This is a genomic window from Labrys sp. F242 (assembly GCF_057813875.1).
In genome coordinates this window covers 310,782-325,292 of record NZ_JBVASG010000003.1, presented here as the reverse complement: position 1 = coordinate 325,292, position 14,511 = coordinate 310,782, and the positions used below count along the sequence as shown (strand labels likewise).

The following is a 14,511-nucleotide window of genomic DNA, read 5'->3' as shown; positions in this document are numbered from 1 at the left end:
GATGGCTGAACCTCAAGAAGAACTCGTCCGCATGCAGAACATCGCCAAGTCCTATGGCCGCATCCGCGCCATCGAGGACGTCACCCTCACGGTGAACAGGCGCGAGATCGTCGGGCTGCTCGGCGACAACGGGGCTGGGAAATCGACCCTGATCAAGATCCTGTCCGGGGCGGTAGCGGCTAGCTCCGGCGACATCTATGTCCGTGGCAAGAAGGTGGTGATGCGCTCCACCACCGACGCGATCGCCGAGGGTATCGAGACGATCTACCAGGATTCGGCCCTGGTGCCGCAGCTTTCGATCGCCCGCAACCTCTTCCTGGGGCGCGAGCCGATCAAGGGGCCACGCTTCCTCAACCGCCTCGACCAGGCCAAGATGAACGAGGTCGCGACGACGCTCTTGAAAAGGGTCGGCATCTCCAAAAACATCGCACCGACCACGCCGATCGGCTCGCTCTCCGGCGGCGAGCGCCAGGCGGTGGCCATCGCCCGCGCCATGCATTTCGACAGCGACCTCATCATTCTCGACGAGCCCACCAACAATCTGGGCGTGGCGGAGACGCAAGGCGTCCTGAACTTCGTGCGCAATGCCCGCAGTTCCGGCCATTCCTGCATCTTCATCGCCCACAACATCCATCATGTCTTCCAAGTGGTAGACCGTATCGTCGTGATGCGCCGCGGCCGCGTCGTCGCCGACGACATCGATCCCAAAACGACCAGCGTGGAGGCGGTCGAACGGGTGATCACCGGCATGGATCACTGAGAGTTCCCGGGAAAGCGGCGTGCCCCGAAAGGGTGAGCCCGACTGTACCATCGTAGAGTGGCGCATCCGGCCAACTCGTTTATAACGGCCGGACTCTTTCCTTCCCCAGGGACATCGAAGCTCTTCATGAAGAAACTCGTCATTTTCGATCTCGACGGCACGCTTGCCAAGAGCAAATCGGCCATCGACGCCGAGATGGCTGCCCTCCTGGGCCAGCTTCTCACCGTCGCCCAGGTCGCCGTGATCTCGGGCGGCGACTGGCCGCAATTCGAAAAGCAGTTCCTCGCTAACCTCCCCGCCGGCGATCGTTTCGACCGGCTGCATCTGCTGCCCACCTGCGGCACGAAATTCTTCCATTTCGATGGGGGCGCCTGGGTGCCCGTCTATCGCGAGGACCTGTCCACGGAAGACAAGCAGCGCATCGTTGCTGCGCTGGAGGCGGCCTTCGTTGAGGCTGGCTTCAAGCCCGAGCGGATCTGGGGCGAGCGCATCGAGGATCGCGGCAGCCAGATCACCATGTCCGCACTCGGCCAGGAGGCCCCCCTCGAGGCCAAGCACAGTTGGGATCCCGATTTCAAGAAGCGCACCATCCTCAAGACCTATCTCGACAAGTCGATACCGGATTTCTCGGTGCGCATGGGCGGCGCCACATCGATCGACGTGACCCGGCAGGGCATCGACAAGGCCTATGGCATCGCCAAGCTGCGCGACCGTCTGGGCATCGCCATCGAGGAGATGATCTTCGCCGGTGACGCCCTCTTCCCGGGCGGCAACGACTATGCGGCCAAGGAGGCCGGTGTCGATTCGATCCGCGTCAGGGATCCGGAGGAGACCAAGCGGGTGATCGAGACCATTATCGCCTGCCTGGGGTGAGAAACTGGGGCGCCTCACAACGGCGAGCTCCCGCGCCTTGGTAGAGTGCGCTCTATCGCCCTCGGCTTCAGCTGTCTGATTCACATATCTCGGCCGAGCCGCACAAAACGCAATAATCCTTCCTCGGTTTCGGGGAAGGATCTCTGCGCCACATCTTGGAACGCTGCGAGTCTACGGACAAGGCAGGCCCTTTCACCGAGCGATCCATCACCGCTCCTGCCGCCCCGCGATATATTTCTCCAGCACCGCCGCCACCTTGCGGGCGCCATAGCAGCGGAAGCGGAACGTGCCTTCGTCATGCTCGACGGCGACGATGCCGGTCACCCAACCGAATTCCCGCCAAGCCTTGCGGATGGCAGCCATTGGGATGTGCACGGGCTGCAAGCCGATATGAAAGGCCTTGTTCAGGCGATTGGCGGCGAAGGACAACCCTTCGGGCGTGATCTCGACACGTCCGCCGACCCACAGGCCTCCCATCTTGCGGCTCATTCGATCGACCGTGCTGACGGTGACGTCGGGCACCAGCTTCGAGGGCACCGCATTCGGGATGAGGGCGTTGCAAAGCTTGCGGATGTGAAGATCTGTCATGATGGCTGTCATGGAGGCTCGCCCTGTACGAGATTTCCGATTAGAGATATTTGTCTGACAACGGAAGCGGCTGCCTGTCAGGCCTAACCCGCCTGGGCGGGCGGAACTGCGCGTTGCAGCACAAATCGAATTGGAATCGGGAGGAACCCTATGTCGGGTCAAGGAAAGATCGCCATCGTCACAGGCGCCGCCAGCGGCATCGGAAAGGCCGTCGCGCATGCGCTGCTGGGCGATGGCTGGTCTGTCGTCTTCACGGGGCGTCGCAAGGAGGCCTTGGAAGCGGCGATCGCCGAAAGCCCGCATGCGGCCTCTGCCCGCGCCATCCCCTCCGACGTCACCGACCCCGCCTCGGTGGCGGCGCTGTTCGACGCCACCGTCGCCGCCCTCGGCCGTGTCGACCTCGTCTTCAACAATGCCGGCACCATCGCCCCCGGCGTGCCGATCGAGGACCTGCCCTTCGAGCAGTGGAAGGCGGTGATCGACACCAACGTTACCGGCGTGTTCCTGTGCACCAAGGAGGCCTTCCGCGTGATGAAGGCGCAGGAACCGCGGGGCGGGCGCATCATCAACAATGGTTCGATCTCGGCCACCGCGCCGCGCCCGAATTCGGCGCCCTACACCGCCTCCAAGCATGCGGTCACCGGCCTGACCAAATCCTCGTCGCTGGACGGGCGCAAATATGACATCGCCTGCGGCCAGATCGACATCGGCAACACGCTGACGCCGATGGCGTCCAAGATGCCGGGCGGCGTGCCGCAGGCCGACGGCTCGATCAAACCCGAGCCGACCTTCGACGTGAAGCATGTCGCCGATGCGGTGGTCTACATGGCCGGCCTGCCGCTCGAGGCCAATGTGCAGTTCATGACGGTAATGGCCACCAAGATGCCGCTGGTGGGGCGAGGATAAGCGCGGGATTGGCGTGCCGATCTTCTCAGTTCCATCGAGAGATGGGGCGAGATCGGCAAGGAAGATGCCGGTCTGAAGACCGGCACACCGCGCCGCGGGCATCGCGACATGCATGCATGTCGCTGTGATGCCCGCGCACCCGGGGAAGGCCCTCAGGCCCCGCTTCTCACAGCCGGCAGCACGCAGATCTCCTCGCCCGAGAAAGTGCGCGAACGGGTGATGAAGCGTTTTTCCGTGCCGTTCTCCAAGGAGAACATGCCGCCGCGCCCTGGCACCACGTCGATGATCAACTGGGTATGGCTCCAGGCGGCGAATTGCAGGGCGCTGATATAGACGGGCGCATCGCCGATGCTGCCCAAGAGCACGTCCTGGTCCCCGACAATGAACTCACCCTGCGGATAGCACATCGGCGAGGAACCGTCGCAACACCCGCCCGACTGGTGGAACAGCACGGGGCCGTAGCCGGCCTGGAGGCTCGCAATCAGGTCGAGGGCGGCCGGCGTCGCCGTCACGCGTTCGAGGGCGGTGTCCTGCATAATCGTTCCCTCATCCCAGCACGGATCGCCACTTCCGACCCTGCCTGGCTATCAAAAGGGCCGCCCGGCGTGAACCGGGCGGCCAAGGCGATCCCCGGAGCAAAATGCTCCGGCACGGATCAGAAGAAGCCAAGCTTCTTGGGGGAGTAGCTGACCAGCATGTTCTTGGTCTGCTGGTAGTGATCGAGCATCTTCTTGTGGTTCTCGCGGCCGATGCCGGACTGCTTGTAGCCACCGAAGGCCGCATGGGCCGGATAGGCGTGGTAGCAATTGGTCCAGACGCGGCCGGCCTGGATGGCGCGGCCGAAGCGATAGGCGCGCGTGCCGTCGCGTGTCCAGATGCCGGCGCCGAGGCCATAGAGCGTGTCGTTGGCGATGGAAAGCGCTTCCTCGTCATCCTTGAAGGTGGTGACGGAGACCACCGGGCCGAAGATCTCCTCCTGGAAGATCCGCATCTTGTTGTGACCCTTGAACACGGTCGGCTTGACGTAATAACCGCCGGCGAGGTCACCGGGCAGTTCGTTGCGCTCGCCGCCGATCAACACCTCGGCGCCTTCCTGGCGACCGATATCGAAATAGCTCAGGATCTTTTCGAGCTGTTCGGAGGACGCCTGCGCACCGATCATGGTGGTGGGATCGAGCGGATCGCCCTGCTTGATGGCGGCGACGCGCTTCAGCGCCTTCTCGATGAAGCGGTCGTAGATGCTTTCATGCACGAGGGCGCGGCTCGGGCAGGTGCAGACTTCGCCCTGGTTGAGGGCGAACATCACGAAGCCCTCGATCGCCTTGTCGAGGAAGTCGTCGTCCTCGGCGGCAACGTCCTTGAAGAAGATGTTGGGCGATTTGCCGCCGAGCTCCAGCGTCACCGGGATCAGGTTCTGGCTGGCGTATTGCATGATGAGGCGGCCGGTGGTGGTCTCGCCAGTGAAGGCGATCTTGGCGATTCGATTGGAGGACGCCAAAGGTTTGCCGGCTTCCAAACCAAAGCCGTTGACGATGTTGAGCACGCCCGGCGGTAGGATATCGCCGATCAGCTCGGCCAGGACCAGGATGGAGGCAGGTGTCTGCTCGGCCGGCTTGATCACCACGCAATTGCCGGCGGCGAGTGCCGGGGCGAGCTTCCATATCGCCATCAGCAATGGGAAGTTCCAGGGGATGATCTGGCCGACAACGCCGAGCGGTTCATGGAAATGATAAGCGACCGTGTCGTGGTCGATTTCGGAGATGCCGCCTTCCTGCGCGCGCAGCACGCCGGCGAAATAGCGGAAATGGTCGACGCCGAGCGGCAGGTCGGCGGCCGTGCTCTCGCGGATCGGCTTGCCATTGTCCCAGGTCTCGGCCAGAGCGAGCGTTTCCAGATTGTCTTCTATCACCTGGGCGATGCGCAGCAGCAGCAGCGAGCGTTCCGCCACGCTGGTGCGGCCCCAGGCGTCCTTGGCGGCATGGGCGGCGTCGAGGGCGGCTTCGACGTCAGCGGCATCCGAACGGGCGATCTGGCAGAGGACCCGGCCGTTTACGGGAGAGGTGTTCTCGAAATATTTGCCGCTGCGCGGTTCCTGCCATTGGCCACCGATGAAATTGCCGTAGCGGGGCTTGAACAGCGTTCCAGGCGAGCGGACGATCTCGGGCTTGTTCATCAATTTCCTCCTTCAGCGCGCCAATTGAGGTTTTGGGACTGGCGTCGTCTGGCCGGGAGGATGGGCGGGGCGAGGCTGCTTGTCAGGATGGGCACAGGCGATGACGAGGGCAATGTGTCTCAGGGATGAGACAGATTTGGGGGGCGGGTCTTCGGACCCGCCTATTCGACCAGCTCGGTCCTTCCAGGCTGGTCTGAAGACCAGCCCCCCGATCAACTCTCGCGGCCGATGCCGAGGCGCGCGATCTTGCGATGCATGGTGGCACGGCTGACGCCGAGGAGACGGGCTGCCGTGGAGACATTGCCCTTGGCACGCGACAGCGCCTGGCGCACGGCGGCACGCTCGCCTGCAAGCAGCCCCTCGCCCGGCCCCACCCTTTCGCCATCGATGAGATCGCCGGCCGGGAAGGGGTGGTTGAGATGCTCGTCCATCAGCCCGTAGACGAGGCGCGCCGCGCGGCTGGCGCCGATGACCAGGTCCTCCCTGTCCACGGCCAGCAGGCCGACCGGTCCGGAACCGGCATCGGGCCCGACCATGATGCGCGCATGGCGGAAGGCCTCGCGGAAATGCTGGGTCTCGATGCGGGTAGCGGCATCCCTCGTGGCAGCCGCCACCAGCTTGAGCAGGGCCGGCGTCACGTCAGAGCGGCAGGTCGAAACGTCGAGTGTGCCCGTCAGGCGGCCATTCGCGTCCCAGATCGGCGCCACCGTGCAACTCAGACCGATATTGCGGGTGAGGAAATGCTGGTCACGGTGAATGGTCAGCGCGCGCCCTTCGGCAATGCAGGTGCCGACACCATTGGTACCCTCGCTCTTTTCGCTCCAGACCATGCCCGTCCACAGCCCGAGCGCCTCGAAATCGGCATCGTCTCCCGCCTCGCCGCGCCGGTCGAGCGGCACCCCGTCTCCATCGGTGAGAAGGACGCAGCAGCCGGCGTCGCCAACGGCCTGGAACAGGCGGTCGAGCGTCGTCTGCGCAAGGCGGACCAGCAGTTCCATGCGCGACAGAGCCGCCCTGAATTCGCCTTCGCCGAGGCGCAGGGGCGGCGGCGCGTGATCGGGATCGAGGCCGTAATGGCTCATGGAGCGCGACCAGGAGGCCGCGACCGCAGACTGGGCACCCGATGTACCGTCATTCAAGGTGGCATAGACCAGATCCGCATGATGCAGACGGTCCGACTTACCCATTCCTGGCATTCGCTCCGCCCTCCGCATGCATTCCGACAAGGGGAGTTCGGCAGCCCGCTCCCCAACATCGACGCGGTTGGCGTCATCTTCCGCTGGAATTTCCTGCCCTGTCAATCGCAGTCGCGATTTTCATCATCGTTCAAAACGTTTTGGAAAATGAATTCTTCATTCGATGCGTCAACATCGCGCAGAATGCGAGCGCGACCTCGCCCGCCAGAAATGCTCGGCCTGAGGGGTTTGGCAATTGACGGGCACGCCCTCAAGGAGCCCTCACCAAGGGACGGTCTGCCCTCGATAGTCGAGATATTCCAGGCCGGGCCTGGTGCGTTTTTCGAGAAGCACGTTCACGAGGCTCGGCACGCTCTCTTCAATGGACAGGCGTCCGCTGGGGCCACCCATGTCGGTGCGAACCCATCCGGGAGCCATCAGCACCATCGGGTGAGCCTCCCCGGCACGGCGGGCCGCATAGCTGCGCATGAACATGTTCAAGGCTGCCTTGCTGCCGCGATAGACTTCACGCATGCCAGATGTGTTGTTGCTGACACTGCCCTGTCCGGACGACATCACGCCAATCAAGCCCGTTCCAGTGACGAGATCCGCCAGGTCCTCGATGACGCGCAGGGGGCTCAACGCATTGGTGACCATGACACGGATGAATTCTTCGGTCGTCACCTCCGCGATGGTTTCCTCGGGATCGTTGGTGACGCCTGCATTCACAAACAGAATGTCGAACCGGCGACCCGCCAGCCGGGCGCCGAGTGCTGCGACCTCGGCCGGCTCGCAGATGTCGACGGTTTCGATCTCGACCTGGTTGCCATGTTCGTCGGCCAGGTCATGCAGTTTCGTTCTGCCTGCCCCGGCGCGAACGGTACCGACGACATGCCATCCCTTCTTGACGAATTCGACGGCCATGGCGTGGCCGAGACCACGGGACGCTCCGATGAGCAGGACGGTGCCGGCAGGCTTTGGAGATAAGGTATCAGGCATGGCTTCAACGCTCATTGCTGGTGTGATCGGTCGGCAATAGGCCAAGGCGCATACCCTGCGCCAGACGCACGAGATGCAACAAATGAATGCACGAAAGGCCCTGCATACCCGCCGCACGACGCACGATCAGTCAAATCAAGGCAGAGAGGAGCGTCGGAATTTCGTCTAGGCGCTGATCCTCGGCCGGCCCGACGCCCGGGCCGTCACCAGCGCCTCGACGAACAATTCCCGGCCCTCTGCCACGATCTTCTTCTCGTCCACACTCACCGAAATCTCGACCGAGGCGGCACCCGCCGTAAGGGCGTCGCTCTCGGCCTGGATCCGCGCCGCCTCCTGAGCATGGCCCAGCGCCTCGGCGAGATCGAGGATGTCGCGCGTGCCTGAACGCGTGAACACCCGGAAGATTCCCTCCACCGGCTGCAGCACCTTCACTTCGGCCGAAACATGCACGCCGCCGACCACGGCGCCGACGGCGTTGGCGACCTCGGCATGTTCGGGCACCAGCGAAGGCGCGCCGACCATGCCGGCGATATCGCCGTAATAGGTCGCGGCCGAGGCACCGAGCCCGACCACCGGGGCCGTGAGCGACAGGCCGATCTTGACGAGGCCGCTATGGCCGTCGAGCGCCGCCACCGACAAGGCATGGCGCGACAGGCCTGTCTCCCGAAAGCCGTCCTCGGCCAGAGCGCATTCCAGCAGGAACTCGGCCGAACGGCGCGTGAGGGTCTCGATGATCCGCCGCGCCAGCGCCTCGGCGCTGTCCGCGAAGGGCAATCCCATGGCATTGCGCCGTCTGGCAAACAGAGTGAGTCCCTTCTCGGCCGCCACCCTGTCCCACGCGTGATGCAGGCCGAGCTGGTGCGCGGCATCGGAGGGCGTCAGTGCTGCCATGATGGCAAGGCGCCTGACGACCAGGCGCTGGAGCGCATTGAGCTCGCGCCGGCTGTTGATCAGCTTGTCGGCGGGCTGGGGTCCGTTCTCCAGCCGCGCCAGCACCTCGGCCTCCAATGCCGGCAGTTCCGCGAGAGGCGAATGCAGGCGCATTGCGAAGCGGCCGAAGAGGTCGTTGGGCAGATCGGCCCTGAGCTGCCGGTCGAGCGTTGAATGCACGAGGTCGGCATGGCTGTCGGCAAGCAGGGATAAAGGCACGGCCCGGCGCGGGCCGAGCTTGAGCGAGGTATCCAGGCCGTGCTGTTCGATCGCTACTTCGCTGTCGCCGCCGAGGCCGCAGGTGCGGATGGCGATGGCCTCAACCATGGTACGGAAGCCGCCGATCAGGGCGCCGGCCGGATCGATGCGCGGCCTGGCGCCGCGCAGCACAACGACATCCGTGGTGGTGCCGCCGATGTCGGAGATGAGGGCGTCCGGAGCACCGGCGAGGAAGGCTCCGCCCACGGCGCTGGCGGCCGGGCCCGAGAAAATCGTCTCGATCGGCTTGGCCTTGGCCACCTCGGCCGCCACCAGCGAGCCGTCACCGCGCACCACCATCAAAGGCGCAGCGATACCGAGCGCGGTGAGCTGGCCTTCGGTCGCGGCGATCAGCGCCTCGAGGAGATGGATCAGGCGCGCATTGAGCACACAGGTCAGGGCCCGCTTCGGCCCGTCCAGCTTGGCAGAGAGTTCATGGCCGCAGGTGACCGGCAGGCCGGTTTCGCGCCGCAGAATCTCGCGCGCCGCGATTTCATGGCTGGGATCGAGCACGGCAAAGCGCCCGGTCACCGCAAAGCCGGTCAGCCCCGGCGCCAAGGCGCGGGCCTGTTCGATCAGCGCTGCTTCGTCGAGCGGCGCGCGGACCTGGCCCATGGCGTCATGCCCGCCGGCAATCAGCAACACCGGATCGCCGTTCAATGCCGCCTTGAGATCCGGCCGCTCGGCATCATCGGCATCGAAGCCGATATAGACGAGGCCGACGCGCCCGCCCTGGCCTTCCACCATGGCGTTGGTGGCAAGCGTGGTGGAGAGCGAAACGAGGGCGATGCGCGCGGGCGCGACATCGGACTGGGCCAGCACCGCGCCGACGGCGCCGCCGACACCGATGGCGAGATCATGATGGGTGGTGAGCGACTTGGCCTTGGCGAGAACGCCCTTCTCCTCGTCATAGAGGACGGCATCGGTGAAGGTGCCGCCCGTATCGATACCCAACAAAACAGCCATAATGTCAGCCACTACCAATCCAATCGTCCTTTTGCTGATACGCGAATTCGGGCTGCGCCGCTCGCTCATACCGGCATTTTTTTGGACACTGGCGGCCTTTCCTCAAGCAAATCGCCTTTCGGCTAAAACGCAATTACTCCCTCTACCGTTGAGGGAGAGCACCACCGAGAGCAATTACGCGAAACGTCGCTTTGCTCTAACTCTTCGTTTCGAGGCGTCTTTGCGATTCGAGGTGATTCCGTGAAATCGCAGGACGCTTCGGCTATAGGGCAAAGCGGCGTGGACGCGCGGGAGTGGGTTCCCAACCCTGCACGCTCCAGCAGGCGCCGCCAGTGTCGATGGCTTAAACATTCTAATTGATGTTCTAGACATCAATATTGAAATATAGTATTTGATAAATGCGAGGCTGCCTATGATCACCGCTGCCCAGATGCGCGCTGCCCGTGCCCTCCTCGGCATCGACCAGCGCCAGCTCGCTGACCTGTCGGGGGTTTCCCTGCCAACGGTTCAGCGCATGGAAGCGAGCGAAGGCAATGTTCGCGGTGTGGTCGACACGTTGACGAAAGTGATCGAGGCGCTTGACCGCGCCGGCGTCGAGCTGATCGGCGACAATGCTGTCAGCCGCGAGGGTGGGCGAGGTGTGCGCCTCAAACAGCCCAAATCGTCGGAGGTGCCCTCGGCCTGACCTAGAGCAAAGCGCGTTCAGGCGTGAACGCTTCTCTGCTCTACCTCTTTGGTTCGACGCGTCTTTGCGATTTGAAGCGATGCGATCAGATCACAAGACGCTTTGAGGTTGAGTGGCGGCGGTCTGCAGAATGCTCTGCACCGTCTCCGGAAATGAGAGAAGCAATGACGGCCCGGGTGCATGAACCCAGCTTCAGCGAGCTCTATACGCCCAAGCTGGTGACGGTTCTCAAGGAAGGCTACGGGCTGGACAAGCTGAGGGCCGACATCCTCGCCGGATTGACGGTCGCCATCGTCGCTCTGCCGCTGTCCATGGCAATCGCCATCGCCTCCGGCGTGACGCCGGACCGCGGCCTCTATACCTCCATCGTCGGCGGCTTCGTGGTCTCGGTACTGGGCGGCAGCCGGTTCCAGATCGGCGGCCCCGCCGGCGCCTTCATCGTGCTGGTTGCCGCCGCCGTGCAACAGCATGGCGTGGACGGCCTCCTCCTCGCCACCTTCATGGCCGGTATCATCCTCACCTTGATAGGTGCCCTCCGGCTTGGCACCTTCATCAAATACATTCCCTACCCCGTCACCGTCGGCTTTACCTCCGGCATCGCTGTCATCATCTTCGCCAGCCAGATCAAGGAACTGCTCGGACTGACGTTCAAAGATGGTGAACCCGGCCCCTTCGTCGAGAAGGTCGAGGCGCTCGCCACCGCCCTGCCGAGCTTCAGTCTGTCCGCCACGGCTGTCGCCGTCTTCGCCATCGGCCTTATCGTGGTCATCCGGCGCCTACGCCCCCATTGGCCCGCCTTCCTGATCGCAACCGTCACGGCGGCCGTGCTGGTCTGGCTGGCGGGCATACCTGTGGAAACGCTCGGCACGCGCTTCGGCGGCATCCCGCGCTCGCTGCCGGCTCCTCATCTGCCGACCCTGTCGCTCGACAAGGTCATCGAACTCCTGCCGACCGCGATCGCCTTCGCCCTGCTGGGCGGCATCGAGAGTCTGCTTTCCGCCGTGGTGGCCGACAGCATGAGCGGCCGGCGCCATCGCTCCAATATCGAGCTGGTGGCACAGGGAATCGCCAACATGGCCTCGGCCCTGTTCGGCGGCATCTGCGTCACCGGTACCATCGCCCGCACGGCCACCAATGTGCGGGCCGGGGCGCGCGGACCGGTCTCGGGCATTCTGCATTCGCTCTTCGTGCTCGCCTTCATGCTGCTGGCGGCCCCGCTTGCAAGCTATATCCCGTTGGCGGCCCTCGCGGCGGTGCTGGCGGTGGTGTGCTGGAACATGTTCGAGCTCCACCAGTTCGCCACGCTGATGCGCGCCTCGCGCGGCGATGCCGTGGTGGTGACAGTCACTTTCCTGGTGGTGGTGTTCCGCGATCTCACCGAGGGCATCCTGATCGGCTTTGCCCTCGGTTGCCTCCTCTTCCTGCACCGCATGGCCGAGGCGGTCGAGATCGAGACATTGCGGCCGGTCGTCGAAGAGGATCTGTCCGACGCCGGCAGCGATCAGGACCCCCTGCCTTATGAGGCCGGCTTGGCCAGCAATCCCGACGTGGTCGCCTACCGGATTTCCGGTGCCTTCTTCTTCGGCGCGGCCGCCACGGTCGCCGCCGCCCTCGACGACATCGGCGAGCATCCGAAGACGACTATCATCGACTTTTCGGGCGTGCCGATCATCGATTCAACCGCTGCAGCCACCATTCACGGGCTGGTGCGCAAGGCCGCGGGCAGGGGTGGTACGGTGCAGATCGTCGGCGCCCGTCCCGCCGTGCTGCGGGTCTTGCTCTCCCACGGCGTGCGCCCGCCACAGGTGCGCTTCCGGGCCCGGCTGGCGCTACCGCGGGACGCGGCTTCGGACTGAACGTTCCCGCCGGCCCAGAAGAAGTTTCCGGTGAAACAGCTTGATTTTCGAACCTCATCTACCCCTGGATAGCTGATGGCATCGGAGGTCGCACGGATGAGAATTGCCTCACTCGCTTTCCTGCTTTCGGGGCTCGTCCTTGCGCCACAATTGGTATTTGCGGCGCAGTCGAGCGCTTCGATAGACCAGTGGAAAGCCCTGAACAGTCAATGCCGCGGCGGCAGTGGCGACGATCCCGCCACCTTGCGTGCCTGCGGCCAGCGAGATGCGCTCACCCGCCAACTCGGCAAGGCCGGATGGTGCTTCGGCCGCAAGGACGATCCCGACGCCGCTTCCTATCAGTGGCATCGTTGCACAGCGAAATCCCTGCGCCCGGAATAAACCGGAGCCAGCTGAACACCAGACCCAGGCCGGTCAGAGCGAATGAAACAGGTGCGCCTATGATGTCGATCCTGATGCTACTGGTTCTTGTTGTCGCTATCGTGCGACCTCGATCGTGACGGCAATATTCTCCGGCGGGTTATCAGCCGGATTGATAAAGTCCGTACGCAATTGAAGTGTATCCCTCCCGACAAATCCGGGACTCGATTGATAGTTCACCGCCGCCATCGGAACTGTATTACTATTACATCGATAGTTATTATTCCATTTCGGATAGTTTGTATGGCCCATTTTACGGGTAACGATGGCCGCTCCATGCTGAGGTGGAACAATAATCTTTACTGATGGCACGGCTGAATTGTCATCACAAGGCGTCTTAAGTTGGTACGCGGTATAGAATTCAACCTTCTGCCCCGATTTGACATGATGGGTAAAAGCAGAGCTGGCTCTTAAATCATGTTCGAGCGGCGCGTTGTGCGGCACACAACCGGTAGCGACTGACATAATGGCCAAAGAAGAAAAAATAGGAGTAATTTTCACGGCAAAAAATTCCCCAATTACACCGAAACGATCAGTAAAGGATGAACCAGGGAATAAAGCAATCTTGGGATATAGCCCCGTCGAATGGAACCGACATACATCGCAAACGACGAAGCGGGGCCACTTCCAATCTGCTCGTTTTCTCGCATCCGGAATAAAAAGGCCGGCCGGGAACGATATCCGGGCCGGCCAGGCTGCGCTGCGACGGGCCGAGGCGAGGCCCCGTCGTCCGCTGGAAGAAGTTATGCTCCCGCCTTCTGGGGCAGGGGCTGGATCGGCATGCCGGGGAAGATCTTCTGAATGTTGCCGGTGATGATCTGGTCGGTTTCCTTGATCCCCCTGGTCACCGCAATCAGCGGTCCCTCGGCGGGTCCGAGTTCGATCAGGCGCATCTCGACCTTGTTGCCCTCGCCAACGACATAGACATATTTGCCGAGCTGGCTCGAGCCGAGACCGGCCTGCGGCACCAGCAGCGTGTCCGGCCGCTCACCGATGCTGAGGCGCAGATTGACATACTGGCCCGGCAGCAAGTTGCGCTCGGCATTGGCCGTGGTGGCGCGGGCGGTGATGGTGCCGGTGGCCCGATCGACGACATTGTCGAGGAAGGTGAGTTCGCCCTGATGGGCGGCTTCGTTCTGCCCGGGCACGGTGATATCGGCAGGGACCTTGCCGGCCGCCTTGGCCCTGAGGATCTGCGTCAGCTCGGCTTCTGTCGGCGTGAAGGTGACATAGATCGGGCTGACCTGCACCAGCGTGTTGAGCACGGTGCCGCCGGGGCTGACCAGCGTGCCGGCGGCGGCCTGGTTGCGACCGATCCGCCCGTCGAAGGGCGCCTTGATCTCTGTATAGGACAGGTTGAGTTCCGCCGCCTGGATCGCCGCCTTGTCGGCGAGCAGGGTGGCCTCGCCCTGCTTGACCGCGCTGGTGCGCTGGTCGAACAGATCCTTCGACAGGAAGCCCGTCTTGCTGAGGTCGTTGCCGCGGGTCATGCTGTTCTTGGCATAGTCGAGTGCGGCGGTATCGCGCTCGGCCTGAGCTTTTACCTGCGCCAACGCAGCCTGATAGTCGCGCGCGTCGATGCGATAAAGGACATCGCCCTTCTTCACATCGGCGCCGTCGGTGACAGGCTGCTCGAGCATGTAACCCGAGACCTTAGCCTGCAGGGTGATGCTGCGGATCGACTCCGTGCGGGCGGGATAGTTGAGGAAGATCGGAATGGACTTCTTGACCACGGAGGCGACCGGCACCGGCATGGCCTGCATGGCCGGTGCCGGATTGGCGGAAGCCGGCTTGCTCAGCATCCCAGCCAAGAGTTCCTGGCCGGCGGCGATGAGATGCGGCTTGTCCTTGAGGTAGTAGCCGCCGCCAGCGGCGGCGACCACGACGATGGCGGTGGCGATTTTCCAGATACGCATCGGTAT

The 14,511-nt window shown here is 63.5% G+C and carries 14 protein-coding genes; 6 read left to right on the top strand and 8 right to left on the bottom strand.

What is annotated here, in order from left to right:
• The first annotated feature begins 1 nt into the window (after position 1).
• On the top strand, positions 2 to 760 hold the full coding sequence (locus tag ACZYTC_RS21180) for an ATP-binding cassette domain-containing protein (protein WP_488990469.1): 759 nt from the start codon (positions 2 to 4) through the stop codon (positions 758 to 760).
• A gap of 126 nt (positions 761 to 886) precedes the next feature.
• Entirely contained in the window at positions 887 to 1,633 is a 747-nt protein-coding gene (locus ACZYTC_RS21175) for an HAD-IIB family hydrolase (protein WP_434958541.1), read from the top strand.
• A gap of 207 nt (positions 1,634 to 1,840) precedes the next feature.
• Here the strand turns inward: ACZYTC_RS21175 and ACZYTC_RS21170 are convergent, their stop codons facing one another.
• Positions 1,841 to 2,221, bottom strand: a complete 381-nt coding sequence (locus ACZYTC_RS21170; protein WP_434958542.1) for a hypothetical protein — start codon at positions 2,219 to 2,221, stop codon at positions 1,841 to 1,843.
• A gap of 150 nt (positions 2,222 to 2,371) precedes the next feature.
• Between ACZYTC_RS21170 and ACZYTC_RS21165 the strand changes: the two genes are divergently transcribed.
• Complete coding sequence (locus tag ACZYTC_RS21165; RefSeq protein ID WP_434958543.1) at positions 2,372 to 3,127, top strand: SDR family oxidoreductase; 756 nt, start codon at positions 2,372 to 2,374, stop codon at positions 3,125 to 3,127.
• Positions 3,128 to 3,279: 152 nt separating this feature from the next.
• Here the strand turns inward: ACZYTC_RS21165 and ACZYTC_RS21160 are convergent, their stop codons facing one another.
• The 5 genes from ACZYTC_RS21160 to ACZYTC_RS21140 form a co-directional block, all read right to left on the bottom strand.
• Entirely contained in the window at positions 3,280 to 3,663 is a 384-nt protein-coding gene (locus ACZYTC_RS21160) for a DUF779 domain-containing protein (RefSeq protein ID WP_441771006.1), read from the bottom strand.
• Between the two features lie 119 nt (positions 3,664 to 3,782).
• Positions 3,783 to 5,300 (bottom strand): aldehyde dehydrogenase, encoded by a 1,518-nt coding sequence (gene adh / locus ACZYTC_RS21155; protein ID WP_434958545.1) that lies wholly within the window; start codon positions 5,298 to 5,300, stop codon positions 3,783 to 3,785.
• 212 nt (positions 5,301 to 5,512) lie between these two features.
• The gene (locus ACZYTC_RS21150; RefSeq protein ID WP_488990468.1) at positions 5,513 to 6,487 is read right to left on the bottom strand and encodes a GAF domain-containing protein; all 975 of its coding nucleotides are present in this window, start codon (positions 6,485 to 6,487) and stop codon (positions 5,513 to 5,515) included.
• Positions 6,488 to 6,757: 270 nt separating this feature from the next.
• Positions 6,758 to 7,474 carry an SDR family NAD(P)-dependent oxidoreductase gene (locus ACZYTC_RS21145; RefSeq protein ID WP_488990467.1) on the bottom strand — a complete coding sequence of 239 codons (717 nt, stop codon included), beginning with the start codon at positions 7,472 to 7,474 and terminating at the stop codon, positions 6,758 to 6,760.
• 165 nt (positions 7,475 to 7,639) lie between these two features.
• The gene (locus tag ACZYTC_RS21140; protein ID WP_441771002.1) at positions 7,640 to 9,628 is read right to left on the bottom strand and encodes a hydantoinase/oxoprolinase N-terminal domain-containing protein; all 1,989 of its coding nucleotides are present in this window, start codon (positions 9,626 to 9,628) and stop codon (positions 7,640 to 7,642) included.
• Positions 9,629 to 10,040: 412 nt separating this feature from the next.
• Between ACZYTC_RS21140 and ACZYTC_RS21135 the strand changes: the two genes are divergently transcribed.
• The 3 genes from ACZYTC_RS21135 (at position 10,041) to ACZYTC_RS21125 (ending at position 12,550) form a co-directional block, all read left to right on the top strand.
• Complete coding sequence (locus ACZYTC_RS21135) at positions 10,041 to 10,313, top strand: helix-turn-helix domain-containing protein (RefSeq protein WP_434958549.1); 273 nt, start codon at positions 10,041 to 10,043, stop codon at positions 10,311 to 10,313.
• Between the two features lie 164 nt (positions 10,314 to 10,477).
• Positions 10,478 to 12,169, top strand: a complete 1,692-nt coding sequence (locus ACZYTC_RS21130; protein WP_488990466.1) for a SulP family inorganic anion transporter — start codon at positions 10,478 to 10,480, stop codon at positions 12,167 to 12,169.
• A gap of 96 nt (positions 12,170 to 12,265) precedes the next feature.
• On the top strand, positions 12,266 to 12,550 hold the full coding sequence (locus ACZYTC_RS21125; RefSeq protein ID WP_454816574.1) for a hypothetical protein: 285 nt from the start codon (positions 12,266 to 12,268) through the stop codon (positions 12,548 to 12,550).
• Between the two features lie 96 nt (positions 12,551 to 12,646).
• Here ACZYTC_RS21125 and ACZYTC_RS21120 read toward each other — a convergent pair whose 3' ends face one another.
• Both ACZYTC_RS21120 and ACZYTC_RS21115 read right to left on the bottom strand, forming a co-directional pair.
• Positions 12,647 to 13,090 carry a hypothetical protein gene (locus ACZYTC_RS21120; protein WP_488990465.1) on the bottom strand — a complete coding sequence of 148 codons (444 nt, stop codon included), beginning with the start codon at positions 13,088 to 13,090 and terminating at the stop codon, positions 12,647 to 12,649.
• A gap of 242 nt (positions 13,091 to 13,332) precedes the next feature.
• Entirely contained in the window at positions 13,333 to 14,505 is a 1,173-nt protein-coding gene (locus ACZYTC_RS21115) for an efflux RND transporter periplasmic adaptor subunit (protein WP_488990464.1), read from the bottom strand.
• Positions 14,506 to 14,511 lie beyond the last annotated feature (6 nt).